The organism is uncultured Nocardioides sp. (assembly GCF_902805925.1).
Classification (GTDB): domain Bacteria; phylum Actinomycetota; class Actinomycetes; order Propionibacteriales; family Nocardioidaceae; genus Nocardioides.
In genome coordinates, this window is record NZ_CADCUP010000158.1 from 1 (window position 1) to 24264 (window position 24264).

The following is a 24264-nucleotide window of genomic DNA, read 5'->3' on the forward strand; positions in this document are numbered from 1 at the left end:
GAGCGCACGTCACGGTGCATCCTCTGCCGGGCGCGGGCCAGCTTGGCCGCCGGCTGCTTCCCAGCCTGGTTGTACTGGCGCTCGCGACGCTGCCACTGGCGCACCAGGCCCTCGGTGACCCGGATGCCCTTCAGGAGCAGACCGGTGTCCTGCTGGAAGACCCGTGCCATCGTGGCCGGGTCGACCGAGCCGCGCTCCTCCTTCTCGAGCTCGCGCAGCACGGCGTACGCCGCGTGGAACCGGGTCTCCTCGGCGCCTGCCTGAGGACCCGGCGCCGGCCGCGGCGTGACCTCGTCCATGCGGCGCCCGCCCACTCGCGCGACCAGGTCGGCGGCCCAGTCGTCGACCCCGTCGAGGAGCCGCTGGATCTCGGACCGCACGTGTGCGGGAACGAGGGCGGCCACGTCCAGCTCGCGCCTCACGGTGACGTGGCCCTCGTGGACGGAGAACGTCAGGCCGATCTCCTTCCGGTTGAGCAGGTTGACCTCCATCAGCGCCCGGGACTCGTCCGCGACGTCGTCGACGAGTGGCGCCTGCAGCAGGATCCGCGGGGCGGCCTTGGACACGAAGACCCACACGAGCCCGCGGGTGGTGTGCAGCGTCAGGTCGCCGTCGGCGTCCCACTCCGGAGCCGAGGCGATCAGGTCGCGCACAGCCAGGTCGACCGCGGCGCGCACATCCTCGGGGCCCTGCGGCCGTAGGGGCTCGTCGGAGGCGCCAACCGGAGGCGGCGGCTCGGCGGCTCGTGGCTCGAGCCCGTCGGCGTCGAGGTAGACGGGGTGCAGCACGGCATACACCTCACGCAGCGCCCGCACCATCATCACGGCTGCCCGATCCGCCTCCCGCCGGCCGAGGTCGGCCCAGTGGTTCGTCTCGCCCGGGCAGTTCTGGTGACCGGGCTCCAGGAAGCCGATGGCCCGGAGAGCCAGCTCCTGCGAGGAGTCGAGTCGCAGCTCCGTGGACAGGTAGACGTTGCTCACCGCCTCCACCCGCAGCAGCCCGGGCCCGACGACGGCCTGGCAGTACGGCGACGCGCCATCCGATGCTTCCCCGGGCACCGCGACGACCAGCGCGTCGTCCTCCGCCATGCCGGCCAACCGGTCGGCCAGCCGCTGACGGAAGCTCCGCCAAGCCGTCTCCATCGCTTCGTCCCAGCGACGCTCCAGCCCTGCATCCATCTCGACCCCCTCGCCGGACCGCCGACGCGGCCACACGTCCCGAACCCTAGGGACGACCACCGACAGTCAGGATCACAGCCGGATCGAGGGTCACGAAGCCGCTCGGACCCGGCGTCGCCATTCCGAATCCTGTATCGCCTCACCGCGGATGGCGTCCTTCACCCGACGCAAACCCTCGCTCAGCGGCCCTTACGCACCGGTGCCTTGCGCTCTCCGGCCTACCGAGCGACCCCGCACCACGGCCATCCCCCTCCGCCCGCCCACCGTGACGACGGCCCAGGCGGCCACGCCAACGGCGAGCGACGCAACGATGGCCAGGACCTGGTGGCCGCTGTCCTCGAGGGGCGGGTAGACCTGCCAGTGGGTGAGGTAGATCCACAGCGACGCCGAGGCGAGGACGCCGAGGGTCGAGGCCGCCCACGAGGGCAGCACGGCGGGGCGGCCGAGGAGCAGGAGGAGGACCCCGCCGATGACGATCGCCTCGCGCCGGGGGTCGCCGAAGAAGCCGGCCGTGGCCGCCACGGCGAGCAGGGCGACGAGCAGGCGCTGCCGCGTGGTCCGCGCGTGGGCCGCGCAGGCGCCCAGCGCGATGCACCACGCGGCGACGCCCATCGTGTACGGCTCGGCGCGCTCGGCCTCGACACCGATCGACCAGTAGCGCACGCCGAGACCGACCCCGAGCGCCAGCAGGGCGGCGGCGAAGGGCCCCGCGCGCTGGGCGCGGGCCAGCAGCGGGACGGCGAGCAGCGCGGCGAGTCCGAGGTAGCACCACACCAGCGTCTCGAGGAACCAGAACTGCCACTGGTCGTCCCACCGCTCGCTGCCCAGCGCCCCGTTGAGGAGGAGCGCGGTGGGCCACCGGTACTGGTGCCCCGCCACGGCCAGCACACCGACGAAAGCCACCACCGGTACGGCGATCGTCCGGGCCGTGCGCAGCAGACCGAGCACCCGCTCGCGGCGCCCGGGGACCGCGAGCTGGAAGCGGGCCAGGTTGAAGCCGGCCACCGCGAGCAGCACGTGCGCACCGCCCTGCAGCTGCCACAGGTCGGCGTGGGTGACCACGATGAGCGTGATCGCGACAGCGCGGAGCACGACCGAGATGTCGACCGCCACGCCACGCCGGCGGCGCGGCGGGGCGGCCGGACGGGCGGACGCCAGCTCGGCCGCCGCTGACGTGGGCCACGTCGGTGGCAGCCGGCCGAGCCGCTCCCCCAGCCGGGTCGAGACCTCGACGTAGGACAGGGAGTCGCCGCCCAGGCCGACGAAGGAGTCGGCAACGGTCGCGTCCGGGCGGCCGAGCACCACGGCGAACAGGTCCCGGACCTCCTCGGCGGTCACCGGGCCGCTGGGCGCCGAGCCCCGGAGCGACTCCTCCCGCTCGACGTGGGCCCGCAGTGCTCCGTCGTCCGGCTTGCCCGAGGCGGTGACCGGCAACGCGTCCAGCGCCACCACGCTCACGGCGGCGCCGCGCAGCCCGGTCGCGGCGCAGACCCGCTCGCGCAGCCCGACCCGGGCGCGCGCCCCGGACACGAACACCCACAGGCGCTCGGGCCGCGCCACCAGCCGTACGGCGTCGCCGCCGGAGGCCACGGCGGCCTCGACCCGGTCGAGGTCGACGCGGTGGCCGAGGACCTTGGCGTGGCGGTCGAGGCGCCCGAGGACCTGGAACAGCCCCGCGTCGGTGACCCGCGCCAGGTCGCCGGTGCGCAGCTCGGCCAGCTCGGCCCCGCGGGCGAGGTCGGCCCGGGACTCGGCGTACCCCATCATCACGTTGGGTCCGGTGTAGACCAGCTCGCCGGTGCCCCGGGGCGTGTGCGGCAGCGGCGCGATGCGCAGCGCCCCGCCGGGCAGCGGGACGCCGATCGTGTCGGGGTGGTCGGCGGCGAGCTCCGGCGGCAGGTAGGCCATCCGGGCGGTCGCCTCGGTCTGGCCGTACATCACGAACAGGTCGATGCCGCGGTCGCTCAGGAGCCCGGAGTACTCCCGCACGCGGTCCGGCGGCATCCGCCCACCCGCCTGGGTCAGATAGCGGAGCGACGGCAGCCGGGGCAGCACTGCGCGGCCGAAGTCGACCGCGTCGAGCAGCGCGTACGTGTGCGGGACGCCGGCGACGCCGGTCACCGCGGTGCGCTCGGCGAGGTCCCAGAAGCACTCGTCGACCACCGCGAGCCCGGTGAGCACGACGGACGCACCGACCGCGAGGTGGCTGTGCAGCACCGAGAGCCCGTAGCAGTAGTGCAGCGGCAGCGAGGTGATCGCCACGTCGGTCGAGCGGAGGTCGAGGTAGTCGGCGATGGCGCGCGCGTTGGACGCGATGTTCTCCCGCGAGAGCCGGACCAGCTTCGGCGAGCCGGTCGAGCCGGACGTCGACAGCATCAGGGCGAGGTCGGGGTGCAGTCCCGTGGTGGTGCCGGGGCGGTACTCCGCGAGCAGGTGCTCGTGCCGGGCGGTGTCGCCCTCGGCGAGCAGCAGCACCGGGTGGCCGTCGGCCAGCGCCGCGAGGTAGGACACCACGAAGTCGATCGTCGGGCGCGCCTCGAGCGCCACGAGCTGCCGCGGGCCGAGCCGCTCGCGCTCGGCCGCCACGGACCTCAGCAGCTCGCCGTACGTCATGGTCGCGTCGCCGTCGACCAGCGCCGGGTCGTCCTCGGCGCCGCCGAGCAGCCAGTGCGTGTGGCGGGTGACGGGCAGCGTGCTCATGACGGGTCCTCCGGGAAGGCCAGGACCTCGCCGACGACGCGCACGCCGACCTGGGTGCCGGGCTGCGGCACGCCGTTGGCGGGCACCCGTGCGGTCAGCTCGACCAGGTCGTCGCTGCCGACGACCCGGACGCGGACCGTCGCGTCGTGGCCGAAGAAGGACACCTCGAGCACCTCGGCGGTCAGGCAGCCGGGCTCGTCCTTGGCGGTGACCGCGACCTGCTCGGGCCGGACCGCGAGCAGCACCCGGCCCTCGCGTGCGGCGCGGACCGGCACGGGTCCGAGCGCGCTGGTCGCCGTGCCGCCCACGGCCTGCGCCGGGACCAGCGCGGCGTGCCCCACGAACGACGCCACCGCCGGGCTCGCCGGGTGGAGGTAGAGCTCGGCCGGCGTGGTGACCTGGAGGAACCGGCCCTGCGCCATCACCGCGACCTGGTCGGCCAGGGAGAGCGCCTCCCCCTGGTCGTGGGTGACCAGCACCGCCGTCGTCTCGCTGGCACGCAGCGCACGGGCCACCGACCGCCCGGTCTCCTCGCGCAGGCCGGCGTCGAGCGACGAGAACGGCTCGTCGAGCAGCACCACGTCCGGGTCCGGCGCCAGCGCCCGGGCCAGCGCCACCCGCTGCTGCTGGCCGCCGGACAGCTCGTGCGGCTGCCGGGTCGCCACGTTCCGGGGCAGCTCGACGAGCTCGAGCATCTCCTCCACCCGTCGCCGCCCGGTCGTGGACCGACGGCCCGAGCTGAGCCCGAACGCGACGTTCCCCGCCACGTCCAGGTGCGGGAAGAGCGCGCCCTCCTGCGGCACGTAGCCGATCCGCCGGCCGCGCGCCGGCACCGCCCTGCCGTCGCCGGCCACCACGCGACCGCCCAGGCGGATGGTGCCGGCGTCCGGCTCCAGGAAGCCCGCCACCAGTCGCAGCAGCGTCGTCTTGCCGCAGCCCGAGGCGCCCAGGACGGCGGTGATGCCGCCCGGCACGTCGAGGTCGACGCCGTCGAGGACGCGCAGGGACCCGAACGACCTGGTCAGCCCGGTGACCCGCAGGCCGACGTTGGCGGCGGTCACGTCAGCCTCCCCGGGCCGGTGGGACCGGGCGCCACGGCGGCGCGGCCGAGCAGCCAGGTGGCCGGCACCGAGAGCAGCACCAGCGCGAGCGCGTACGGCGCGGCGGCGCCGTACTCGACCGCGCCCGCGCGCGACCAGAACTCGGTGGCCAGCGTCGAGGTCCCGGTCGGTGCGAGCAGCAGGGTCGCGGTCAGCTCGGTGCCGACCGCCAGCGACACCAGCGCCATGCCGGCCGCCAGCCCCGGCAGGAGCAGCGGCAGCGTGACCCGGCGGACGGCGCCGACGCGGGTGCACCCCAACGAGGTCGCGACGTCCTCCAGGACCGGCGGCGCCAGCTCGAGGGTCGACCGGACGGAGACCGCGGCCCGCGGCAGGAACAGGATCACGTAGGCGAGGACCAGCACCGGCAGCGTCTGGTAGAGCGAGGGCACCGCGCGGATCGAGATGGTGACCAGCGCGAGGGCGACGACGATGCCGGGGAGCGCGTGCGCCGGGTACACCGCCCGCTCGATGATCGTGGCGAGCGCGCCGCGGTGCCGGACCGCCAGCCACGTCGCCGGCATGGCCGCGAGGGTCGCCAGCGCCCCGGCCGCCACCGCGAGCCCGAGCGTGGTTCCCAGCGCCGCGCCGAGGTCGCCCTGCGAGAGCGAGGAGGAGCTCCCGCGGACCAGCCAGCGCACCAGGCTGGCCAGCGGCACGCCGAGGGTCAGCATCGCGAAGACCAGGAGGGCGCCGGTCCAGGCGGGCGTGGCTCGGCCCAGCCGGTGCCGGGTCGCCGTACGACGCACGCCGGAGCCGACGCGGGACCGGCGCCGTCGCCCGCGGACGAGCAGCTCGAGGCCGAGCAGCACCAGGCAGAACGCGACCAGCACCAGCGCCAGCATCGTGGCGGCCGGGCCGTTGAACGAGACGCGGTACTGGTCCAGGATGCCGGTCGTCAGGGTCGGGTAGTTGAGGAGCTGCAGCGCGCCGTACTCCCCCAGCAGGTGGAGACCCACGAGCAGCGCGCCGCCGAGCACGGCGGGGCTGATCGTCGGCAGGACCACGCGGAGGAACGACGACCACGGGCCGACGCCCAGGCTGGCGGCGACGTCCTCGACCGAGGAGTCGAGGCGGGACAGCGCCGCCACGGTCGGCAGGTAGACCAGGGGGTAGTAGGAGAGGCTGACGATCAGCACCGCGCCCCAGTACGACTGCACCGCGTGGGTGGTCGAGATCCATCCGTAGCCGTTCACGAACGCCGGCACCGCGAGTGGCGCGCACAGCACCCCGTGCCACAGCCCGGCCCACGGGAGGTCGCTGCGCACGACGAGCCAGGCGCAGCCGACGCCCAGCACGACGCTGAGCGCCACTGCACCGACCAGCAACCGGGTGGTGTTCCACACCAGGTCGTCGAACCTCGGCCGCGTCAGCAGGTCCCACGCCTCCGCCGGGCCCAGCTCCGCGGTCGAGACGACGACGAAGCCGAGCGGCATCAGGCTGGTCGCGGCCACCACCAGGCCCAGGAGCAGCAGGACGATCGGCGGGCGGGGCCTCGCCCTGCCGGGGCGGTCGGCGTCGGGCGCCGGCCCGACGGCGGTCCCGGCACTCAGAGGACGAATCCCGCGTCGGAGAGCAGCTCCACCACCGTCTCCCCGTCGAGGTCGCTGACGGCGACGGCGGGCGGCCGCAGCTCGGCGAGCGGCCTCACCGGTGGGTCGAGGCTGACCGCCGGGTTGAGCGGGTACTCCAGGGCATAGCTGTCGGCCAGCGCCTGCTGCCCCTCCTCGCTGGTCAGGTAGGCGACGAACTGCTGCGCCTCCTCGGCGTGCTCCGCGTTCTCCAGCACGCCCGCTCCCGAGATGCTGACGAAGGCGCCGGGGTCCTGCTCGCCGAAGAAGTGGAGCCGGCTGTCGTCGCTGTTCTCGCCCGACTCCGCCTGGTCGCGGTACCAGTAGTAGTGGTACTCGATGCCGGTGGCGATCTCGCCGGAGTTCACCGCCTCCAGCACGACGTTGTTGCCGTCGTACACCGTGCCGTTGGCCTTCAGGCCCTCCAGCCAGGCGCGGGTGGCGTCCTCGCCCTCCAGGTCGAGGACGGCTGCCACGATCGCCTGGAAGTCCGCTCCGGTCGGGGAGAACGACACCTTGCCCTGCCACTCGGGATCGGCAAGGTCCAGGATCGAGGCGGGCAGCTCGTCCTCGCTGACCAGGCTGGGGTTGTAGACGAGCACCGTCGACCTGGCGACGAAGCCCGTCCAGAGGCCGCTCTCCGGGCGGTGCTCCGCCGGGATGGGTTCGGTCGCAGCCGACTCCAGTGGCGCGAAGAGGCCGGCCCGCTCGACCGCCGACATCGCGGGGGTGTTCTCGGTCAGGAAGACGTCAGCCGGCGAGGCGTCGCCCTCCTGGACGAGCTGGGCCGCGAGCTCGGAGTCCGACCCGTGGCGCAGCTCGACCTCGATGCCGGTCTCCTCCTCGAACGCGGGGGCGATCTCCTCCAGGAGCTGCTCGTGCTGGGCGTTGTACACGACGAGCCTCGGCCCCTCGTCCGCGGAGCAGGCTGCGCCGCCGACCCCCAGGACCAGGACAAGGCACAGAGTGAACGGCAGGCGCATCGGTGGTCAGACTCCCTCGGCATGGACGACGAACCGCCATCTTAGGCCAGCCTTACCTACCTGGCACATCGAGGTGCCTGGTTTCGGGTACGGCAGGGACGTACGGGCACTACCGTGCTACTGCGCTACGAGACCCGGGGGGACGCATGCTCAGCCTGACCTACTTCAGCACGGAGACGGTGCCGTTCAGCGACGCCGACCTCTTCGAGCTGCTCGAGGTGAGTCGCAGGAACAACATCGCCGACGACATCACCGGGATGATGATCTACCACGACGGCCACTTCGTGCAGGTGCTGGAGGGGCCGGAGGAGGCCGTGCGGGCGACGTACGCGCGCATCGCGAGCGACGTCCGGCACCGCGACATCAGCCTGGAGCTCGAGGACCGGGTCGAGGAGCGGGCCTTCCCCGACTGGTCGATGGGCTTCGCCGACGGCGCGGCGGTGGACACCGTGGGCTTCTCCACGTTCTTCAACGACGTGCAGGCCGGCAAGCAGGTGCCGGGAGGCACTCCCCCCTACATCATGCTGCGTGCCTTCAGCCGGCCCGCGTCGTACCGTCCGGGCCACCTCTGAGCAGCTCAGCCCTTCGTCGAGCCGAGCGTCAGGCCGGCCACGAACTGCTTCTGCAGCACGAAGAACACGATGAGCACCGGTAGCGCCACCAGCACCGAGCCCGCCGACAGCAGGTTGTAGTCGACGAAGAACTGCCCGCGCAGGTTGTTCAGTGCGGACGTGATCGGGAACTTGTCGCCCTGGCCGCCCAGCAGCACGGTGGCCCAGAAGAACTCGTTGTAGATCCACGTCACCTGCAAGGTGGCCAGCGCCGCCAGGGCGGGGCGCACCAGCGGCATGGTGAGCTGCCAGTACTGCCGCCACACGCTGGCGCCGTCGATCTGCGCCTGCTCGTAGATCTCGTGCGGCAGCGTCTTCATGTAGTTGCTCAGCACGAAGGTGCAGAAGCCCATCTGGAAGGCGACGTTGATGGCGATCAGGCCCCAGTAGCTGCCCAGCAGGGTGCCGGTCTCGCTCATGAAGAGCGGCAGCGGGATCTCGCGGAACATCCGGTAGACCGGGACGAGCAGGGCCTGCGGCGGCAGCAGGTTCGCCGCGAGGAAGACCGCCAGCAGGGTGAGGTTGAAGCGGTAGCTGAAGCGCGCCAGGACGAAGGCCACCAGCGAGGAGAGGAAGAGCGTCAGCACGACCGCCGGGACGGTGATGATGAGCGAGTTGACGAAGTACTTGCCCAGGTCGGCGTTCTCCCAGACGCGGCGGTAGTTGTCCAGGGTCCATCCGCCGATGGAGAGGTAGCCGTTGGCCTGCGTGTAGGCGTAGCTGCGGAACGAGTTCAGGACCGCCCAGAAGAGCGGGAACAGCCACAGCAGCGCGAGCACGGCCATGACCACCGTGGCGATGGTGCCCCGCGGCGCGTTGAGCGCGCCGCCCTCGGCCCGCTCCGGAGGCTTCTGCGTACGCCGGCGGCCGGGGGCCGCCTCCAGGGTCGTGCTCATCGGCGCTCCTCGCGGAAGACGATGCGGAGGTAGATGGCGATGAAGACCGTCGAGATCAGCATCATGATGACCGCCAGGGCCGAGCCGAAGCCGTAGCGGGCCGCCTCCCCCACGACGTTCTGGGCGACGAGGGCACCGATCAGCTCCAGGCCGTTGGTGCCGCGGTTGACGACCCACACCAGGTCGAAGGCCCGCAGCGACTCGATGACGACGATGACCAGCACGATCATGTTGATCGGGCGCATCACCGGAAAGACGATCCTGAAGAACGTCTGCCGCTCGCTGGCGCCGTCGACCGCGGCCGCCTCGCGCAACGAGGCGTCCACGCCCTTCAGGCCGGCCAGGTAGATCAGCATGATGTAGCCCGTGTGCCGCCACGCGGTGGCCACCAGCACCGCCCAGAGGTTGACGCTGGAGTCGCCGTACCAGTCGACCTCGGAGCCGAACACCTGGTTGATCAGGCCCTGGTCGCGGGAGTAGAAGAGCTGCCAGATGAAGCCCACCAGCGCCAGCGAGAGCACCACCGGCATGTAGAAGGCCGTCTGGTAGAACCGGCTGCCGCGCATGTTGCGGTCCAGGACCACCGCCAGGAACATCCCGAGGAGGGTGGGCCCCAGGAACAGGAACACCAGCCAGATCAGGTTGTGCTGGATCGCCGGCCAGAACGGCGGGTAGATGTCGACGATGTCGGCGTAGTTCTTGGTGCCGACCCACTGGATCTGGTCGACGTCGCCGATGCCGTTCCAGGCGCCGAAGGACAGCACCACCGACAAGATGGCCGGCACCCACACCAGGACCACCACGAAGAGGGTGGGGATCAGGATCATCGTGATGACGACCGCCCGGTCGCGGGCCGGCAGCCGCCGCTTCGGCGGTTGCGCGGCCGTCACCGGCTCTGCCGTGGTCTCCGCGGGCACGGGCGTCGTCGTCGTCACTGGTCCCTCACACTTCTCCGGGCGTCCTGGCCGGCGTCCTCACTGGGCGAGCGCATCCTCAGATGAAGATGGACTCCTTCTGCTGCTGGATGCTCTGGGTGACGCCGTCGATGTCGTCGGGGTCCTCCAGGAACCGCTGCAGCTCCGGGATGATGACCGTCGAGGCGAAGTCGGAGCGGGTGTCGCGGTCGAGGAACTGCGCGATGTTCTCGGCAGCCTGCACGACCTCGGCCGACTTCTTCTGCAGGTCGGAGTAGACGCTGGTGTCGGCGCCGGAGTTGGCGGCGATGAGCGGCGTGGTGCCCTTGTTGGCGGCGTCCGCGGCCTCGGCGGTGCCCAGGTACTTCAGCATCTCCTTGCCCCCCGCCTGGTTGCTGCCGCTGGCGGCGAGGCAGAACCCGTCGATCGGCGCGTCGAGCGCGGTGGCGCCGATCGAGCTGTCGAGCTCGGGGAAGGTGAAGAAGTCCAGGTCGTCCTCGAGGTCGGGGATGCCGTCGACGACGAAGGTGCCGAGGAGGTACATGCCGCACTCCTCGTTGCCCATCGACGTGGCCGCCTCCTGCCAGGTCCGGCCCAGCGGGTCGGCCTGGTGGTAGGGCAGGAGCCCGCGCCAGGTGTCGAAGACCTGCTTGACCTCGGCGGAGTCCCACTCCTCGTCGCCGGCCATCAGGCTCATGTGGTAGTCGAAGCCGTTGATGCGCATGTTGAGGATGTCGAAGGTGCCCATCGCCGGCCAGCCGTCCTTGTCGGCGAAGGCGAACGGCGTGATGTCGTCGCTCTGCATCTTCGTCATCAAGGTGGTGAGCTCGTCGAGGTCGGTGGGCGGGGCGTAGCCGCGCTTCTCGAAGACCGACTTCCGGTAGAAGACCGCCCAGGGGTAGTAGCCCACGGGGACGAAGTACTGCTTGCCGTCGCTGGCGGTGGAGGCCTGCTTGAAGCTGTCGTCGAGGCCGTCGATCGGCCAGACGTCGCTGATGTCGGTGATCAGTCCCTGCTCGGCGAACTGGTTCATCCGGAAGCCGGCGAACCAGGTGAAGACGTCGTCGGGGTTGCCCTGGAGGTAGGTGTTGATGTTCTCCTGGAAGGTGTTGTGGTCGACCTCGTTGCGGTCGACCGTCACGCCGGCCTTCTTCGCATAGGCCTCGGCCACCTGCACCAGGCGCTCGTGGGCGGGCCCGGCGCCGCTCGCCTCGTTCATGCCGAACTTGACGGCGCCCGACGCGTCGCCGCCACCGCCGCCGTCGTCGCCGCCGCAGGCCGCCAGGAGGCTCGAGGAGCCCAGCAGCGCACCCCCGACGAGACCTCCTCGGAGGATGTTGCGGCGGGACGCGGCCATGCCCAGCACGGACGCCGGGATCGGCTGCGCGCCGACGTTGGGACGATTCATCATTGACCTCCAAGGCGAACAGGAACGAACATCAGGGGAATTGCATGATTGACGTGAAACTGGTCACATGGCAACGATTGGAGAGTAGGAGTTGCCGCAAGATCCCACAAGAGTGCACGCCAAGATGGGAGTCACCTGTTGTTTTCAACAACTGCACAACGGTCGCGCGGGGACGCCGACAGCCCCTCCCGGCGCCTGGCGTTCGGCGGTGACTACAACCCCGAGCAGTGGCCTCGCGAGGTCTGGGACGAGGACGTCCGCCTCATGCTGGAGGCCGGGGTCGACCTCGTCACCGTCGGGGTCTTCTCCTGGGCACACCTGGAGGTTGCCCCCGGCGACTACCGCTTCGACTGGCTCGACGACGTCCTGGACAGGCTGACCCGCGCCGGGATCGGCGTCGACCTGGCCACCGCCACCGCCTCCCCGCCGCCGTGGCTGACCTCGCTGCACCCCGAGATCCTGCCCGTCACCCGTGAGGGCACGGTGCTGTGGCCCGGCGGTCGGCAGGCCTTCTGCCCGAGCTCGCCGGTCTACCGGGAGCACGCCGTGGCGCTGTGCCGGAAGATGGCCGAGCGGTACGCCGGTCTAGACAGCCTGCGGCTCTGGCACGTCGGCAACGAGCTCGGCTGCCACAACGCCCTGTGCTTCTGCGACACCAGCGCGGCGGCGTTCCGGGGCTGGCTCCGCGAGCGGTACGGCGACCTCGACGAGCTCAACCGGGTGTGGGGCACGGCCTTCTGGTCCCAGCGCTACACCGACTTCGAGCAGGTCCTCCCGCCGCGCCAGGTGACCGCGGTGCCGAACCCGACGAGGGAGCTCGACTTCCGCCGCTTCTCCTCCGACGAGCTGCTGGCCAACTACGTGGCCGAGCGCGACGTCCTGCGCGAGCTCTCCCCGGGCGTGCCGGTCACCACCAACTTCATGGTGATGCAGAACAGCAAGGAGATGGACTACTTCCGGTGGGCCGAGGAGGTCGACGTCGTCTCCAACGACCACTACCTGATGGCCGAGGACCCGGAGGGCTACACCGAGCTCGCCTTCTCGGCCGACCTCACCCGCGGCGTCGCCCGCGGCCGGCCCTGGCTGCTCATGGAGACCTCGCCGGGTGCGGTCAACTGGCAGCCGCGCAACATCGCCCGCCGGCCGGGCGAGCTGCTCCGGTCGGCGATGCAGCACGTCGGCCGCGGCGCCGACGGGATCCTCTTCTTCCAGTGGCGGGCCTCCGCCGCCGGTGCGGAGAAGTTCCATGCCGGCCTGCTCCCCCACGCCGGCACCGACACCCGGACCTGGCGCGAGTCGGTCGAGCTGCGGCGCGTCCTGGACGCCGTGGCCGAGATCGAGGGCAGCGTCGCGCGCAACCGGGTGGCCATCCTCTTCGACTGGCACGCCTGGTGGGCCAGCGAGCTCGACTCGCACCCGAGTACCGACGTGCGGTACCGCGACGTGCCCAAGGTGCTGCACCGCTCGCTCACCGACGCCGGCGTGGGCGTCGACGTCGTCCACCCGGACTCCGACCTCACCGGCTATGACCTGGTGCTGGTGCCGACGCTGTACACCGTCACCGACACCGCCGCCGACCGGCTGCGCGAGGCCGTCGAGGGTGGTGCCACCGCGCTGGTCACCTACTTCAGCGGCATCGTCGACGAGCACGACCACATCCGCCTCGGCGGCTACCCCGGCGCGTACCGCGACCTGCTCGGCATCCGGGTCGGGGAGTTCCTGCCGTTGCGCGCGGACGAGGCGGTGGAGCTGTCCAACGGCTGGCGCGGCACGGTGTGGGCCGAGGACCTCCAGCTGACGGGCGCCGAGTCGCTGGCGACGTACGTCGACGGGCCGGCGCCCGGGGTGCCGGCGGTCACGAGGCACGCGGTGGGCCGGGGCTCGGCGTGGTACGCCGCGACCCGGCTGGACCGCGACGCCTCCGACGCCCTGGTCGCCCGGCTCGTCGAGGCATCCGGGGTCGAGCCGCTGGCCGGCGTCCGCCCCGGCGTCGAGGTCACCCGGCGGCACGCCGACGACGGGCGCTCGTGGCTGTTCGTCGTCAACCACACCGACGCCGGGGTCGACGTCGAGGCGCGCGGCCTGGACCTGGTGTCCGGCAGGAGCGCCGACGGGGTCGTCACCGTCGACGCCGGTGGCGTGGCCGTGGTCCGGGAGGCCTGATGCTGGCCGCCCAGCGACGCTCCGAGATCATGACGCTGCTCGAGCGCGACCGCATCGTGCGCGTCAGTCACCTCGTCAACGCCCTCGGGGTCTCCGACATGACGATCCGTCGCGACCTCCAGGCCCTGCACGAGCAGGGCGCGCTCGAGAAGGTGCACGGCGGCGCCGTCGTCCGTGCCGAGCCGAGCACCGCCGAGCCGGGCTTCGAGGCCAAGTCGGCGCGGCAGCTGGCGCAGAAGGAGTCGATCGCGGCGCACGCCGCGGCCATGGTGCGACCCGGCTCGGCGATCGCCGTCTCCGCCGGCACCACCACCTTCGCGTTCGCGCGGCACCTGCTGGCGATCCCGGGCCTCACCGTGGTCACGAACTCGGTGTGGGTGGCCGACCTCCTGCACGGCGCGCGGGTGCCGAGCCACACGGTGCTGCTGACCGGCGGCGTGCGCACCCCCTCCGACGCGCTCGTGGGACCCCTCGCGATCGCCGCGCTGCGCTCACTGCACCTGGACACCGTCTTCATGGGCGTGCACGGGATGGACGCGAACGCCGGCTTCAGCACCCCGAACCTGCTCGAGGCGGAGACCAACCGGGCCATGATCGCCAGCGCCCGGCGGATGGTGGTGCTCGCCGACTCCACCAAGTGGGGCGTCGTCGGGCTCAGCTCGATGGCCACCCTGTCGACGGCCTCGGCCCTCGTCACCGACACCGGCCTCTCGCAGGCCGCCCGCCAGGCGCTGGCCGACGACGTCGACGAGCTGGTGCTGGTGGAGCCCGACGAGGCCTCGCGACCCTGGGAGGACCACGGCAGCCCGAGGGAGGCCGACGACCTCGCCTGAGCCGGATCAGTCCTGCTCGTCCGCGGATTCCTCGCCGTGGGTGCCGGGCCGCGGGGCCCAGGGCAGCTCCTTGGCGGGTCGTACGACGATCAGCCGGTCGCCGCGGGCGAGCTGGGTGACCACCGGGTCGAAGTACCGGTAGACCTTCTCGTCCCGCACGACGGCGATCACCTGGTCGGGCAGCTGCTGCGGCTGCTTGCCCACCTCGGTGACGAGGAGGTCGCGCTCGGCGACCTCGAGCCCCTCGCCGTACGTCAGGAGGTCCTCCATCACCGAGCCGAGCATCGGGGACATGGAGGAGAGGCCGAGGAGGCGGCCGACGGCGTCGGAGGAGGTGATGACCGAGTTGGCACCGGACTGGCGCATCAGCGGCACGTTCTCGTGCTCGCGCACCGAGGCCACGATCCAGGCGTCGGGGTTGAGCTGGCGGACCGTCAGCGTCGCCAGCACGTTGGAGTCGTCGCGGTCGGTGGTGATGATGACCTGGTCGGCCTCCGCCACCCCGGCCTGCCGGAGCACCTGGCGTCGGGTGGCGTCACCGATGATCACGGTGAGGCCGTCGTCGTGGGCGTCCTGCTTGGCGGCCGGGTTGGGGTCGACGATGACGATGGAGTCCCTGCTCTGCCCGTTGTTGACGAGCGTGTCCACCGCGGAGCGGCCCTTCGTGCCGTACCCGACGACGACCACGCGCTGTCCCATGCTTCTCCTCCACCTGGCGATCCGGAACAACTCTCGGCCCTGCGAGGCGAGCACCTCGAGGGTGGTGCCGATCAGCAGCACCAGGAAGGCGATGCGGGCCGGGGTGATGAGGAAGGCGTTGACCAACCGTGCCGCCTCCGACACCGGGGCGATGTCACCGTAGCCGGTCGTGCTGAGCGTGACGGTCGTGTAGTAGATCGAGTCGCTCAGGTCGACCTCGCCGGTGGGGTCGTTGCCGTCGATGTAGCCCTCGTTGTCGAGGTACACCAGGAGCACCGTGCCGGTGAGGATGGCCAGCGCCAGGAGCAGTCGGCGCCCGAGCTCCCACCACGGTGACCGCACGCGGTCCGGCAGGGCGATCATGCTGCTGGCGCGGGAGGCAGCGGTCCGGCCAGACGTCCTTCTCACGTGCTCACTCTTTCATGCCGACGGTGCGCCGCAGCCGCGCCATCAGCTCGCGCCGGGCGTTGGCCGTGCGGGTCTGCGGGAACACGGTGTCGAAGGCGGCGTTGACCGCGGCCCCGATGAGCACGGCGATGGCGAGGACGTACAGCCACAGCAGCACCGCGATGGGCGCGGCCAGCGGGCCGTAGATGGAGCGCGACTCGGCCGCGGTCACGGTCAGGGTCCAGCGCAGGACGTAGGAGCCGAGGATCCACACCGCCAGCGAGAAGACCGCGCCCGGGAGGTTGAAGCTCCAGTTGGTCCGGACCGGCACGGAGACGTGGTACAGCGTGGCGAGGAAGCAGATGCACACCACGATGACGGTCGGCCAGTAGAACGACATCAGGAGCTCGAAGCGCTGCGGGAGCCAGGAGCCGATGAGGCCCGGCCCGGCCACCACGAGCGGGATGGTGATGCCGCCGGTGACCATCGCCATCAGGTAGAGCCCGAACGACAGGGCCCGCGTCTTGACGATCCCGCGGTGGCCGCCGAGCCCGTGCATGATCGTGATGGTGTCGACGAAGACGTTGAGCGCGCGGCTGCCCGACCACAGGGCCAGCACGAAGCCGAGCGAGATGACGTCGTACCGACCGCCGTCGAGCACCTGGTCGAGCGTCGGTTCGATGATGCGGTCGACGGCACGGTCGGTCAGCGCGCGGGAGGTCAGGTCGAGCACCGCCTGACGCACGTCGTCGACCTGGGCGGCGGTGAAGCTCTCCGAGACGAAGCCCACCGCTCCGGCGAGCGCGAACACCAGGGGCGGCACGGACAGCACCGCGAAGAACGCCGCCTCGGCGGCCAGGCCGGTGACGCGGTAGCGCAGGCATGCGCCGACGGTCGTGACGACGAGCCGCCAGAGGGTGTCGCGCAGCCGCTCCAGGGTCGAGGGGGCGGTGCCGGCCACAGGGTGCTGGCTGGCCGACGGCATGGACCTACGGTATCCACACGCGGAGCCGAATCCGGGGAGCCGAGGTGCGCGGGCCACGGCCCGCCCGGTCGCCTCGTCGCACGGGTCGTCGCCGTCGAGGCAGCGGCCGGGACCGGAGGTGGAGCACCGCTGGGTGTGAGGCGTCAGCCCTCGGAGTCCCGGTGGGCCAACGCCTCCCCCACCCACCGGCCGAGGTCGTCCTCGGAGTCGGTGCCGGTGCCGTCGACGACCAGCCAGCCGGGGCCCATCGACCTGCCGCGCATCTCACCCTGGGCGGCGCCCGGCCGCGCCACGAGCTCGTCGAACCGCGAGGGGTCGATCTTGAGCATCAGCCGGCCGTGGGAGTCCGCGGCCACGGTGAGGCGCTCGTCGACCATGAACGACAGGCCGCCGAACATGCGCACCTCGCGCACGGTCCGCCCGGCCAGGGCCGCCCGCACCCGCTCGGCCAGCTGCTCGTCGTACGGCATGAGGTGCCGGGCCTCAGGTGAGCTCGAGGCCGGGGTAGAGCGGGTGCTTCTCGAGCATCTCGACCGAGGCGTCCTTGGTCTTGTCGGCCACCCCGTCGCCCAGGACGTACGACGCCTTCGAGGGCCCCCCTGCCTTGGTGGTGCCCGGCTGCGTCTGCGTCAGCACGTCGACGATGAGCTCGGCGACCCGGTCGAACTCGTCGTGGCCGAAGCCGCGCGTGGTGAGTGCGGGCGTGCCGAGGCGGATGCCGGAGGTGTACCACGCACCGTTGGGGTCGGCGGGCACGGAGTTGCGGTTGGTGACGACGCCCGCGTCCAGCAGCGCCGACTCCGCCTGGCGGCCGGTGAGGCCGTACGACGACACGTCGAGGAGGACGATGTGGTTGTCGGTGCCGCCGGTGACCAGCGTGGCGCCGCGCTGGAGGAAGCCGTCGGCCAGGGACCTGGCGTTGTCGACGACCGCCTGCGCGTAGGTCCGGAACGACGGCTGGCGCGCCTCGGCGAAGGCGACGGCCTTGGCGGCCATCACGTGCGAGAGCGGACCGCCGAGCACCATCGGGCAGCCGCGGTCGACGTCGGCGGCGAACTCCTCCTGCGCCAGCACCATGCCCCCGCGCGGACCGCGCAGCGACTTGTGGGTGGTGGTCGTGGTGATGTGCGCGTGCGGGACGGGGTCCTCGTCGCCGGTGAAGACCTTGCCGGCGACCAGTCCGGCGAAGTGGGCCATGTCGACCATCAGCACCGCACCCACCTCGTCGGCGATCTCGCGCATCGTCGCGAAGTTCACGCGGCGCGGATAGGCGGAGTAGCCGGCGACCAGCACGAGCGGCTTGAACTCGCGCGCCTTGGCCGCCACCGCGTCGTAGTCGAGGAGCCCGGTCGCCGGGTCGGTGCCGTACTGCTGCTGGTGGAACATCTTGCCGCTGATGTTGGGGCGGAAGCCGTGGGTGAGGTGGCCCCCGGCGTCCAGGCTCATGCCCAGCAGCCGCTGGTTGCCGAACTCGTGGCGCAGGGACTCCCAGTCGGCCTCGCTCAGCTCGTTGACGTTCTTGGCGCCGAGCCGCGCCAGGGTCGGCGTCTCGACCCGGTTGGCGAGGATCGACCAGAAGGCCACCAGGTTGGCGTCGATGCCGGAGTGCGGCTGCACGTAGGCGTACGGCGCCCCGAACAGCTCACGGGCGTGCTCGGCGGCCAGCGACTCCACCGTGTCGACGTTCTGGCAGCCTGCGTAGAAGCGGTGCCCGACGGTGCCCTCGGCGTACTTGTCGGAGAACCAGGTCCCCATGGTCATCAGCACGGCCGGCGAGGCGTAGTTCTCCGACGCGATCAGCTTCAGCGAGGAGCGCTGGTCGGCCAGCTCCTGCCGGGTGGCCTCCGCGATCCGGGGCTCCACCTGGGCGATGACCTCGAGGGCCTGGGTGTACGCAGAGGAGATGAGGGCGTCCGTCATGGGGGCCAGCCTAGTGACGTCGCGCCATCCCCGCGCGACGCGCCCGCGGTGTGACCTGCGCCGCAGCGAGGTCGGGGCTCCCGCTGGCCTCGGCGGCGACGTATCAGGATGCGGACACGCGTCTCACCTCACGAGATTTCAACTTGTGGAACACCTGTCCGGACCTTGAGACTTGACCCATGGTCACCGCAGCGACGCACATCCACCTCGTGGTACGACGCCACGTGGACCTGATGCGCACGCGCACCATGATCTGTCGGCCTCGCTGATCCCGCCGCCCCTGCACTCCTCCGCGCCCATCGTCGCGCGCGGCCCTCAGCGACAAGGACCTCCCCCTTGACCACGCAGTCCTCCCAGCCCAGCACGCCGACCACCGCCGCCCGTCCCCGCCCCAAGCGCGGCGAGGGCCAGTGGGCGCTCGGCTACCGCGAGCCGCTGAACAAGAACGAGCAGACGAAGAAGGACGACAACCCGCTCAACGTCCGCCAGCGCATCCTCGACATCTACTCGCGCCGTGGCTTCGACTCCATCGACCCCTCCGACCTGCGCGGCCGCTTCCGCTGGATGGGGCTCTACACCCAGCGCGCCCCCGGGTTCGACGGCGGCAAGACCGCCCAGCTCGAGGAGGAGGAGCTCGACGACCGCTACTTCATGATGCGGGTCCGCTCCGACGGCGCGCTGCTCAGCGCGGCCGCCGTCCGGGCACTCGGCCGGGTCGGGGTCGACTACGCCCGCGACACCGCCGACGTCACCGACCGGCAGAACATCCAGTACCACTGGATCCGCATCGAGGACGTGCCGGCGATCTGGGAGACGCTGGACGCCGCCGGGCTGGAGACCCTCGAGGCGTGCGGTGACTCTCCCCGCCCGTTCCTGGGCTCGCCCGTGGCCGGGGTGTCCAAGGAGGAGATCATCGACGGCACCGCGGCGCTGGAGGAGATCAAGCGGCGCTACATCGGCGACCCCGAGTTCGCCAACCTGCCGCGCAAGTTCAAGACCGCGCTGACGGGCCACCCCGGCCACGACGTCTGCCCCGAGACCAACGACGTCGCCTTCGTCGGCACGGTCCACCCCGACCACGGCCCGGGGTTCGACCTCTGGGTCGGCGGCGGCCTGTCCACCAACCCGATGCTCGCCCAGAAGCTCGGGGTGTGGATCCCCCTCGACGAGGTGCCGGACGCCTGGGAGGGTGTCGCCTCGATCTTCCGCGACTACGGCTACCGGCGGCTGCGCTCGCGCGCCCGCCTGAAGTACCTGGTCGCCGACTGGGGCGTGGAGAGGTTCCGCGAGGTGCTCGAGCAGGAGTACCTCGGGCGTGCGCTCGTCTCGAACCCCTCCCCGGAGACCCCGGTGGCGGCCACCGACCACATCGGCGTGCACGAGCAGCACGACGGCAGCTTCTACGTCGGGCTCGCCCCCACGGTGGGCCGGATCTCCGGCACGGTGCTGCTCGGCCTGGCCGACCTGATCGAGCAGTACGGCGCCGCGGGCGCCCGGCTGACCGCGCACCAGAAGATCGTGGTGCTGGGCATCGAGGCCGACCGGGTGGAGGACTTCACCGCCGCGGTCGAGGGGATCGGGCTCACGGCCCGGCCCTCGAACTGGCGGCGCAACACGATGGCCTGCACCGGCATCGAGTTCTGCAAGCTCGCCATCGTCGACACCAAGGACCGCGCTCGCGACCTGGTCGCGGAGCTGGAGCGCCGGATCCCGGAGCTCGACGTGCCGATCACCGTCAACGTCAACGGCTGCCCCAACGCCTGCGCGCGCACCCAGGTCGCCGACTTCGGGCTCAAGGGCCAGCTGGTGATGGACGCCGACGGGCGCCAGGTCGAGGGCTTCCAGGTGCACCTCGGTGGCGCGACCGGGCTCAAGGCCAACTTCGGCCGCAAGCTGCGCGCCCACAAGGTGACCAGCGCGGGGCTCGGCGACTACGTCACCAACGTGACGCACGCCTACCTCGCCGACCGCCGCGACGGTGAGTCCTTCGCCGACTGGGCGGCCCGGGCCGACGAGGAGCTGCTGCGCGGCGAACGCGCGCTGGTGGCCTCGTGAGCGAGCGCGCGTTCCCCAACAACTGCCCCTACTGCGCCGAGACCGACCTGTTCCCCCGCGAGGACGGGTGGGAGTGCCGCGCCTGCCTGCGTGCCTTCTCGCTGAAGTACCTCGGCATGATCGAGCGTGGCGGAGGTGCGCGATGACGACCGCCACCACCCGGGCCGCCCGCGACTTCCGCGGCACCCACACCGAGGGACGCACCCCCGAGGAGCTCCGCGAGCTGGTCTCGCACGTCGGTGCCGAGCTCGAGCTCGCACCGGCCACCGACATCATCGAGTGGGCGGTCGCGACGTTCGGCGAGCGCTTCTGCGTGACCTCCTCGATGGCTGACGCCGTGCTGGCCCACGTCGCCTCCACGGTCGCGCCCGGCATCGACGTGGTCTTCCTCGACACCGGCTACCACTTCGCGGAGACCACCGGGACCCGCGACGCCGTGGAGGCGACGCTGCCGGTCAACCTGATCACGATCACGCCCGTGCAGTCCGTCGCCGAGCAGGACGCGACGTACGGCAAGGACCTGTTTCGGACCAACCCCGACCAGTGCTGCGCGCTGCGCAAGGTCGCGCCGCTCGCCGACGCGCTGAGCGGCTACGACGCCTGGGCCACCGGCCTGCGCCGCGCCGAGACCCACAACCGCGTCATCGCGCCGGTCGTCGGCTGGGACGCCCGCAAGGGCAAGGTCAAGGTGTCGCCGCTGGCCCGCTGGTCCGACGAGCAGGTCGAGCGGTACGTCGCCGAGAACGGCGTCCTGGTCAACCCCCTGGTGAGCGACGGCTACCCCTCCATCGGGTGCTGGCCGTGCACCCGCCGCGTCGCACCCGGCGAGGACCCGCGCAGCGGGCGCTGGGCCGGCACCACCAAGACCGAGTGCGGGATCCACTCATGACCCGCCCCGGCACCCCGCCCACCGACAACGTCGTCGGCCACCCCACCACGCACGCTGGGAGGCACCCCTGATGGCTGCTCCTGCCCTGATCGCCCTCGCCCACGGGAGCCGCGACCCGCGCTCCGCCGAGACCATCACCGCGCTGGTCGACGAGGTCCGCGCCATGCGGCCCGACCTGCGCGTCGAGCCCGCGTTCCTCGAGCTGTGCAAGCCCTCGTTCCAGGCGGTCGTCTCCAAGCTCGTGCGCGCCGGCCACGACGAGATCGTCGTCGTGCCGCTGCTGCTCACCGAGGCCTACCACGCCAAGGTCGACGTCCCCTCCGCCATCGCCGAGGCGACCGAGCGGCACGAGGGCCTGCGGGTCCGGGCCACCAGCGTGCTGGGCCTGGAGACGGCGTTCCTCGAGGTGCTCGACCTGCGCATGCGCGAGGCCCTCAAGCGGGCGCGGGTGCGCGAGCTCGACGCCCTGGTGCTCGCGGCCGCCGGCTCGTCCGACGCGCTCGCCAACCAGGCCGTCGCCCGCCTCGCGCGCGTCTGGGGCACCCGCCACCGGCTGCCGGTCACCGCGGCGTTCGCCTCGGCTGCTCCCCCGGCCACCGGTGAGGCCGTGCGCGCCTTCCGCGCCGAGGGCCGGCGCCACATCGCGGTCGCCTCGCTGTTCCTCGCGCCCGGGTTCCTGCCCGACCGCGCGGCCGAGCTGGCGACCGAGGCCGGCGCCATCGCGGTGTCCGACCCACTGGGAGCGCACCCGGTGCTGGCCCGCACGATCCTGGCGCGGTACGCCGTGGGCGCGGTGGAGCTCGTCCCGGTCTGAGCCCGGCTCAGCCGACGTAGGCCGTCAGCAGGCGCTCGAGCTGGCGGCCGGGGTCGGTGGTCAGCCCGCCATGGACCGGACCGGGCTGCACCACCGTCGAGCGGGGCGCCCGGAGGAACCCGAACCGTTGGCCCAGCGGCCGCTGGCCCGCCTCCCCCGCCCGCTCGTCGCCGGCGCAGACGGACCGCGCGAACTCCAGAGCCGAGCAGACCTGGTCGAGGTCGAGCCGGGGGTCGAGGGCTGAGAGCCGGGCACGGTCGACGTGCCAGGCGACGTCCAGGAACTCCACCGACTGGCAGTACAGCGCCACCCCGACGTTGAGGAACTCCTCGCGGTCGGGGCGGGGCACGCACCGCAGGGCGACGTACTGGTAGGCCAGCCGGGCGGCGCTCATGCCCCGCTCCCCGGCAGCCACTGGCGGGTGCCCAGCCGGGCGGTGAGGAAGGCGACGTACGCCGCCCGCAGCTGCTCCGGCGTCTCGGCGCCCGGCACCGGCTCGAGCCAGGCGTCCGGCACCGCGGCCACCACCTCGGTCAGCACGGCAGGCGTCAGCACCGCGCTGATCTCGGCGTCGGCAGTGGCAAGGCCACCGGCGTGGGCCCCGAGGACGTGGTCGGTGACGTCCCACGGCTGCCGCGCGAACCGGTCGGGGTCGGTGATCCCACGGGCCCAGCCGTGGTGGAAGTACAGGGCCGCGCCGTGGTCGATGATCCACAGGTCGCCGTGCCACAGCAGCAGGTTGGGGTTGCGCCAGCTGCGGTCGACGTTGGCGCAGAAGGCGTCGAGCCACAGGATCGCGGTGGCGACCGGGTCGGGCGCGGGCAGGTCGGCGTCGAAGCCGAACGCGCCCGGCAGGAAGTCGACGCCGAGGTTGAGGCCGGCGCTCGCGTTGAGGAGGTCCTGCACCTCCTCGTCGGCCTCGTACCGCGCGATCTCGGGATCGAGGTCGAGGACCACCAGGGCCGGGGTGCGCAGGCCCAGGCGCTGCGCGAGGCCCGCGACGACCACCTCGGCGACCAGCACGCGCAGCCCCTGGCCGGCGCCCCGGAACTTGCAGACGTAGGTGCCGAGGTCCTCGCCCTCCACGATGCCCGGCAGGCTGCCGCCCTCGCGCAGCGGTGTCACGTAGCGGGTGACGGCCACGGTGGGCAGGGCCGTCGGGTCGGTGTGGGTCGTGGTCATCCCACGATCGACTCGGCGAGGCGCTGCTTCTCGGCCTCCACATCGAAGTCGGCCGCCGGCCACTGCAGGTCGAGATCGCGCAGGGCCTGCAGGAGCAGGTGGCCGACGGCCAGGTTGCGGTACCACTTCTTGTCGGCGGGGATGACGTGCCAGGGCGCGGCCTCGGTGTTGGTGCGCTCGAGCGCCGCCTCGTAGGCCCGCTGGTAGCCCGGCCACGACGCCCGCTCGACGAGGTCGCCGGGGTTGTACTTCCAGTGCTTCTCGGGGTTGTCTAGGCGCTCCTGCAGGCGCGCCTTCTGCTCCTCGGCGCCGACGTGCAGCATGCACTTCACGATCGTCGTGCCGGCCTCCACGAGCTCCTGCTCGAAGGCGTTGATGGCGTCGTACCGCCGTTCGATCTCGCGGTCGTCGGCCCACCGGTGCACCTTGACGATCGTCACGTCCTCGTAGTGCGAGCGGTCGAAGACACCGATCAGGCCGGCCGGGGGCACCGCGTTGCGGATGCGCCAGAGGAAGTCGTGCTGCGCCTCCTCCTCGCTCGGCGCCTTGAACGAGGTGATGCGGACGCCCTGCGGGTCGACGAGCCCGACCGTGTGGCGCAGCGTGCCGCCCTTGCCCGAGGTGTCCATGCCCTGCAGGACCAACAGGATCCGGCGCGGCGAGCCTGCGGTGCGCTCGGCGAAGAGCCGCTCCTGCAGGTCGGCGAGCTCCGGCTCGAGCGCGGCCAGCGCCGCCTTGCCCTGGGCCTTGCCGCCCGAGTACCCGGGGGCGGCGTCGGTCTCGATGGCAGCCAGGTCGACCGGACCTGCCGGCAGTCGCAGGGCGGAGGTGTCCAGGGTCTCACTCATGGGCCCATCATGTCGGACCCGCGGGCACGCTCGCCTCAGCCGACCACGCGAGCCACGTCGAGGGTGCACCCGATGACCGTGGCGGTCGTGCCGTCGGCCCGCGGCTCGTCGAACCAGGTGCCCCGGGT

Annotated in this window: 22 protein-coding genes; 7 read left to right on the forward strand and 15 right to left on the reverse strand. The window is 72.1% G+C overall.

Going from position 1 to position 24264, the window contains the following annotated elements; genetic code table 11:
- The 5 genes from QZX64_RS11380 to QZX64_RS11400 all read right to left on the reverse strand — a co-directional run.
- The coding region (locus QZX64_RS11380; RefSeq protein ID WP_295659792.1) for a TY-Chap domain-containing protein at window positions 1-1178 on the reverse strand (1178 nt) is incomplete at its 3' end.
- Window positions 1179-1367: 189 nt separating this feature from the next.
- Window positions 1368-3878: an AMP-binding protein gene (locus QZX64_RS11385; protein WP_295659794.1), complete on the reverse strand. Its 2511-nt coding sequence runs from the start codon at window positions 3876-3878 to the stop codon at window positions 1368-1370.
- Window positions 3875-4939: an ABC transporter ATP-binding protein gene (locus tag QZX64_RS11390; RefSeq protein ID WP_295659796.1), complete on the reverse strand. Its 1065-nt coding sequence runs from the start codon at window positions 4937-4939 to the stop codon at window positions 3875-3877. The genes QZX64_RS11385 and QZX64_RS11390 overlap by 4 nt, the downstream gene beginning before the upstream one ends.
- Complete coding sequence (locus tag QZX64_RS11395; RefSeq protein ID WP_295659798.1) at window positions 4936-6435, reverse strand: iron ABC transporter permease; 1500 nt, start codon at window positions 6433-6435, stop codon at window positions 4936-4938. The genes QZX64_RS11390 and QZX64_RS11395 overlap by 4 nt, the downstream gene beginning before the upstream one ends.
- Before the next feature lie 92 nt (window positions 6436-6527).
- A complete protein-coding gene (locus QZX64_RS11400) occupies window positions 6528-7445 on the reverse strand; it encodes an iron ABC transporter substrate-binding protein (RefSeq protein ID WP_295659799.1) in 918 nt (305 codons plus the stop codon).
- Between the two features lie 233 nt (window positions 7446-7678).
- Between QZX64_RS11400 and QZX64_RS11405 the strand changes: the two genes are divergently transcribed.
- Window positions 7679-8104 (forward strand): BLUF domain-containing protein, encoded by a 426-nt coding sequence (locus QZX64_RS11405; RefSeq protein WP_295659800.1) that lies wholly within the window; start codon window positions 7679-7681, stop codon window positions 8102-8104.
- A gap of 5 nt (window positions 8105-8109) precedes the next feature.
- On the opposite strand, the gene QZX64_RS11410 is transcribed toward QZX64_RS11405, so the two are convergent.
- From QZX64_RS11410 to QZX64_RS11420, 3 genes are all read right to left on the reverse strand, one after another.
- A complete protein-coding gene (locus QZX64_RS11410) occupies window positions 8110-9039 on the reverse strand; it encodes a carbohydrate ABC transporter permease (protein ID WP_295659802.1) in 930 nt (309 codons plus the stop codon).
- Window positions 9036-9956 (reverse strand): carbohydrate ABC transporter permease, encoded by a 921-nt coding sequence (locus tag QZX64_RS11415; RefSeq protein WP_295659804.1) that lies wholly within the window; start codon window positions 9954-9956, stop codon window positions 9036-9038. The genes QZX64_RS11410 and QZX64_RS11415 overlap by 4 nt, the downstream gene beginning before the upstream one ends.
- Before the next feature lie 76 nt (window positions 9957-10032).
- Window positions 10033-11361 (reverse strand): ABC transporter substrate-binding protein, encoded by a 1329-nt coding sequence (locus QZX64_RS11420; protein WP_295659806.1) that lies wholly within the window; start codon window positions 11359-11361, stop codon window positions 10033-10035.
- A gap of 138 nt (window positions 11362-11499) precedes the next feature.
- Here QZX64_RS11420 and QZX64_RS11425 point away from each other — a divergent pair, with 138 nt between their 5' ends.
- Complete coding sequence (locus QZX64_RS11425) at window positions 11500-13524, forward strand: beta-galactosidase (RefSeq protein WP_295659808.1); 2025 nt, start codon at window positions 11500-11502, stop codon at window positions 13522-13524.
- The gene (locus tag QZX64_RS11430) at window positions 13524-14357 is read left to right on the forward strand and encodes a DeoR/GlpR family DNA-binding transcription regulator (RefSeq protein WP_295659811.1); all 834 of its coding nucleotides are present in this window, start codon (window positions 13524-13526) and stop codon (window positions 14355-14357) included. Before QZX64_RS11425 ends, QZX64_RS11430 begins: the two co-directional genes overlap by 1 nt.
- Before the next feature lie 6 nt (window positions 14358-14363).
- On the opposite strand, the gene QZX64_RS11435 is transcribed toward QZX64_RS11430, so the two are convergent.
- The 4 genes from QZX64_RS11435 to QZX64_RS11450 all read right to left on the reverse strand — a co-directional run bounded on the left by QZX64_RS11435 (window position 14364) and on the right by QZX64_RS11450 (window position 18348).
- Window positions 14364-15464 carry a potassium channel family protein gene (locus QZX64_RS11435; RefSeq protein ID WP_366558545.1) on the reverse strand — a complete coding sequence of 367 codons (1101 nt, stop codon included), beginning with the start codon at window positions 15462-15464 and terminating at the stop codon, window positions 14364-14366.
- Window positions 15465-15468: 4 nt separating this feature from the next.
- The gene (locus QZX64_RS11440) at window positions 15469-16428 is read right to left on the reverse strand and encodes a YihY/virulence factor BrkB family protein (RefSeq protein WP_295659814.1); all 960 of its coding nucleotides are present in this window, start codon (window positions 16426-16428) and stop codon (window positions 15469-15471) included.
- A 143-nt stretch (window positions 16429-16571) separates the two neighbouring features.
- A complete protein-coding gene (locus QZX64_RS11445; RefSeq protein WP_295659818.1) occupies window positions 16572-16898 on the reverse strand; it encodes a TfoX/Sxy family protein in 327 nt (108 codons plus the stop codon).
- 13 nt (window positions 16899-16911) lie between these two features.
- On the reverse strand, window positions 16912-18348 hold the full coding sequence (locus tag QZX64_RS11450; RefSeq protein ID WP_295659821.1) for a glycine hydroxymethyltransferase: 1437 nt from the start codon (window positions 18346-18348) through the stop codon (window positions 16912-16914).
- A gap of 336 nt (window positions 18349-18684) precedes the next feature.
- On the opposite strand from QZX64_RS11450, the gene QZX64_RS11455 reads away from it, so the two are divergent.
- The 4 genes from QZX64_RS11455 (at window position 18685) to QZX64_RS11470 (ending at window position 22106) form a co-directional block, all read left to right on the forward strand.
- Complete coding sequence (locus tag QZX64_RS11455) at window positions 18685-20403, forward strand: nitrite/sulfite reductase (protein ID WP_295659824.1); 1719 nt, start codon at window positions 18685-18687, stop codon at window positions 20401-20403.
- Window positions 20400-20549 carry a hypothetical protein gene (locus QZX64_RS11460; RefSeq protein ID WP_295659827.1) on the forward strand — a complete coding sequence of 50 codons (150 nt, stop codon included), beginning with the start codon at window positions 20400-20402 and terminating at the stop codon, window positions 20547-20549. The genes QZX64_RS11455 and QZX64_RS11460 overlap by 4 nt, the downstream gene beginning before the upstream one ends.
- Window positions 20546-21292: a phosphoadenylyl-sulfate reductase gene (locus QZX64_RS11465; protein WP_295659829.1), complete on the forward strand. Its 747-nt coding sequence runs from the start codon at window positions 20546-20548 to the stop codon at window positions 21290-21292. Before QZX64_RS11460 ends, QZX64_RS11465 begins: the two co-directional genes overlap by 4 nt.
- A gap of 70 nt (window positions 21293-21362) precedes the next feature.
- Window positions 21363-22106: a sirohydrochlorin chelatase gene (locus tag QZX64_RS11470; RefSeq protein WP_295659832.1), complete on the forward strand. Its 744-nt coding sequence runs from the start codon at window positions 21363-21365 to the stop codon at window positions 22104-22106.
- A gap of 7 nt (window positions 22107-22113) precedes the next feature.
- On the opposite strand, the gene QZX64_RS11475 is transcribed toward QZX64_RS11470, so the two are convergent.
- From QZX64_RS11475 to QZX64_RS11485, 3 genes are read right to left on the reverse strand one after another with little or no spacing between them, the layout of a single operon-like run.
- Window positions 22114-22500, reverse strand: a complete 387-nt coding sequence (locus tag QZX64_RS11475; RefSeq protein WP_295659835.1) for a DUF3037 domain-containing protein — start codon at window positions 22498-22500, stop codon at window positions 22114-22116.
- On the reverse strand, window positions 22497-23288 hold the full coding sequence (locus tag QZX64_RS11480; protein WP_295659838.1) for a HipA family kinase: 792 nt from the start codon (window positions 23286-23288) through the stop codon (window positions 22497-22499). Before QZX64_RS11480 ends, QZX64_RS11475 begins: the two co-directional genes overlap by 4 nt.
- A complete protein-coding gene (locus QZX64_RS11485; protein WP_295659841.1) occupies window positions 23285-24136 on the reverse strand; it encodes a polyphosphate kinase 2 family protein in 852 nt (283 codons plus the stop codon). The genes QZX64_RS11480 and QZX64_RS11485 overlap by 4 nt, the downstream gene beginning before the upstream one ends.
- Window positions 24137-24264 lie beyond the last annotated feature (128 nt).

Bases quoted from the DNA above. Each gene is read 5' to 3' on its own strand.
- QZX64_RS11385 (WP_295659794.1), bottom strand. From the start codon at position 3,878: ATGAGCACGCTGCCCGTCACCCGCCACACGCACTGGCTGCTCGGCGGC.
- QZX64_RS11405 (WP_295659800.1), top strand. From the start codon at position 7,679: ATGCTCAGCCTGACCTACTTCAGCACGGAGACGGTGCCGTTCAGCGAC.
- QZX64_RS11410 (WP_295659802.1), bottom strand. From the start codon at position 9,039: ATGAGCACGACCCTGGAGGCGGCCCCCGGCCGCCGGCGTACGCAGAAG.
- QZX64_RS11420 (WP_295659806.1), bottom strand. From the start codon at position 11,361: ATGAATCGTCCCAACGTCGGCGCGCAGCCGATCCCGGCGTCCGTGCTG.
- QZX64_RS11430 (WP_295659811.1), top strand. From the start codon at position 13,524: ATGCTGGCCGCCCAGCGACGCTCCGAGATCATGACGCTGCTCGAGCGC.
- QZX64_RS11440 (WP_295659814.1), bottom strand. From the start codon at position 16,428: ATGCCGTCGGCCAGCCAGCACCCTGTGGCCGGCACCGCCCCCTCGACC.
- QZX64_RS11445 (WP_295659818.1), bottom strand. From the start codon at position 16,898: ATGCCGTACGACGAGCAGCTGGCCGAGCGGGTGCGGGCGGCCCTGGCC.
- QZX64_RS11450 (WP_295659821.1), bottom strand. From the start codon at position 18,348: ATGACGGACGCCCTCATCTCCTCTGCGTACACCCAGGCCCTCGAGGTC.
- QZX64_RS11465 (WP_295659829.1), top strand. From the start codon at position 20,546: ATGACGACCGCCACCACCCGGGCCGCCCGCGACTTCCGCGGCACCCAC.
- QZX64_RS11470 (WP_295659832.1), top strand. From the start codon at position 21,363: ATGGCTGCTCCTGCCCTGATCGCCCTCGCCCACGGGAGCCGCGACCCG.
- QZX64_RS11475 (WP_295659835.1), bottom strand. From the start codon at position 22,500: ATGAGCGCCGCCCGGCTGGCCTACCAGTACGTCGCCCTGCGGTGCGTG.
- QZX64_RS11480 (WP_295659838.1), bottom strand. From the start codon at position 23,288: ATGACCACGACCCACACCGACCCGACGGCCCTGCCCACCGTGGCCGTC.
- QZX64_RS11485 (WP_295659841.1), bottom strand. From the start codon at position 24,136: ATGAGTGAGACCCTGGACACCTCCGCCCTGCGACTGCCGGCAGGTCCG.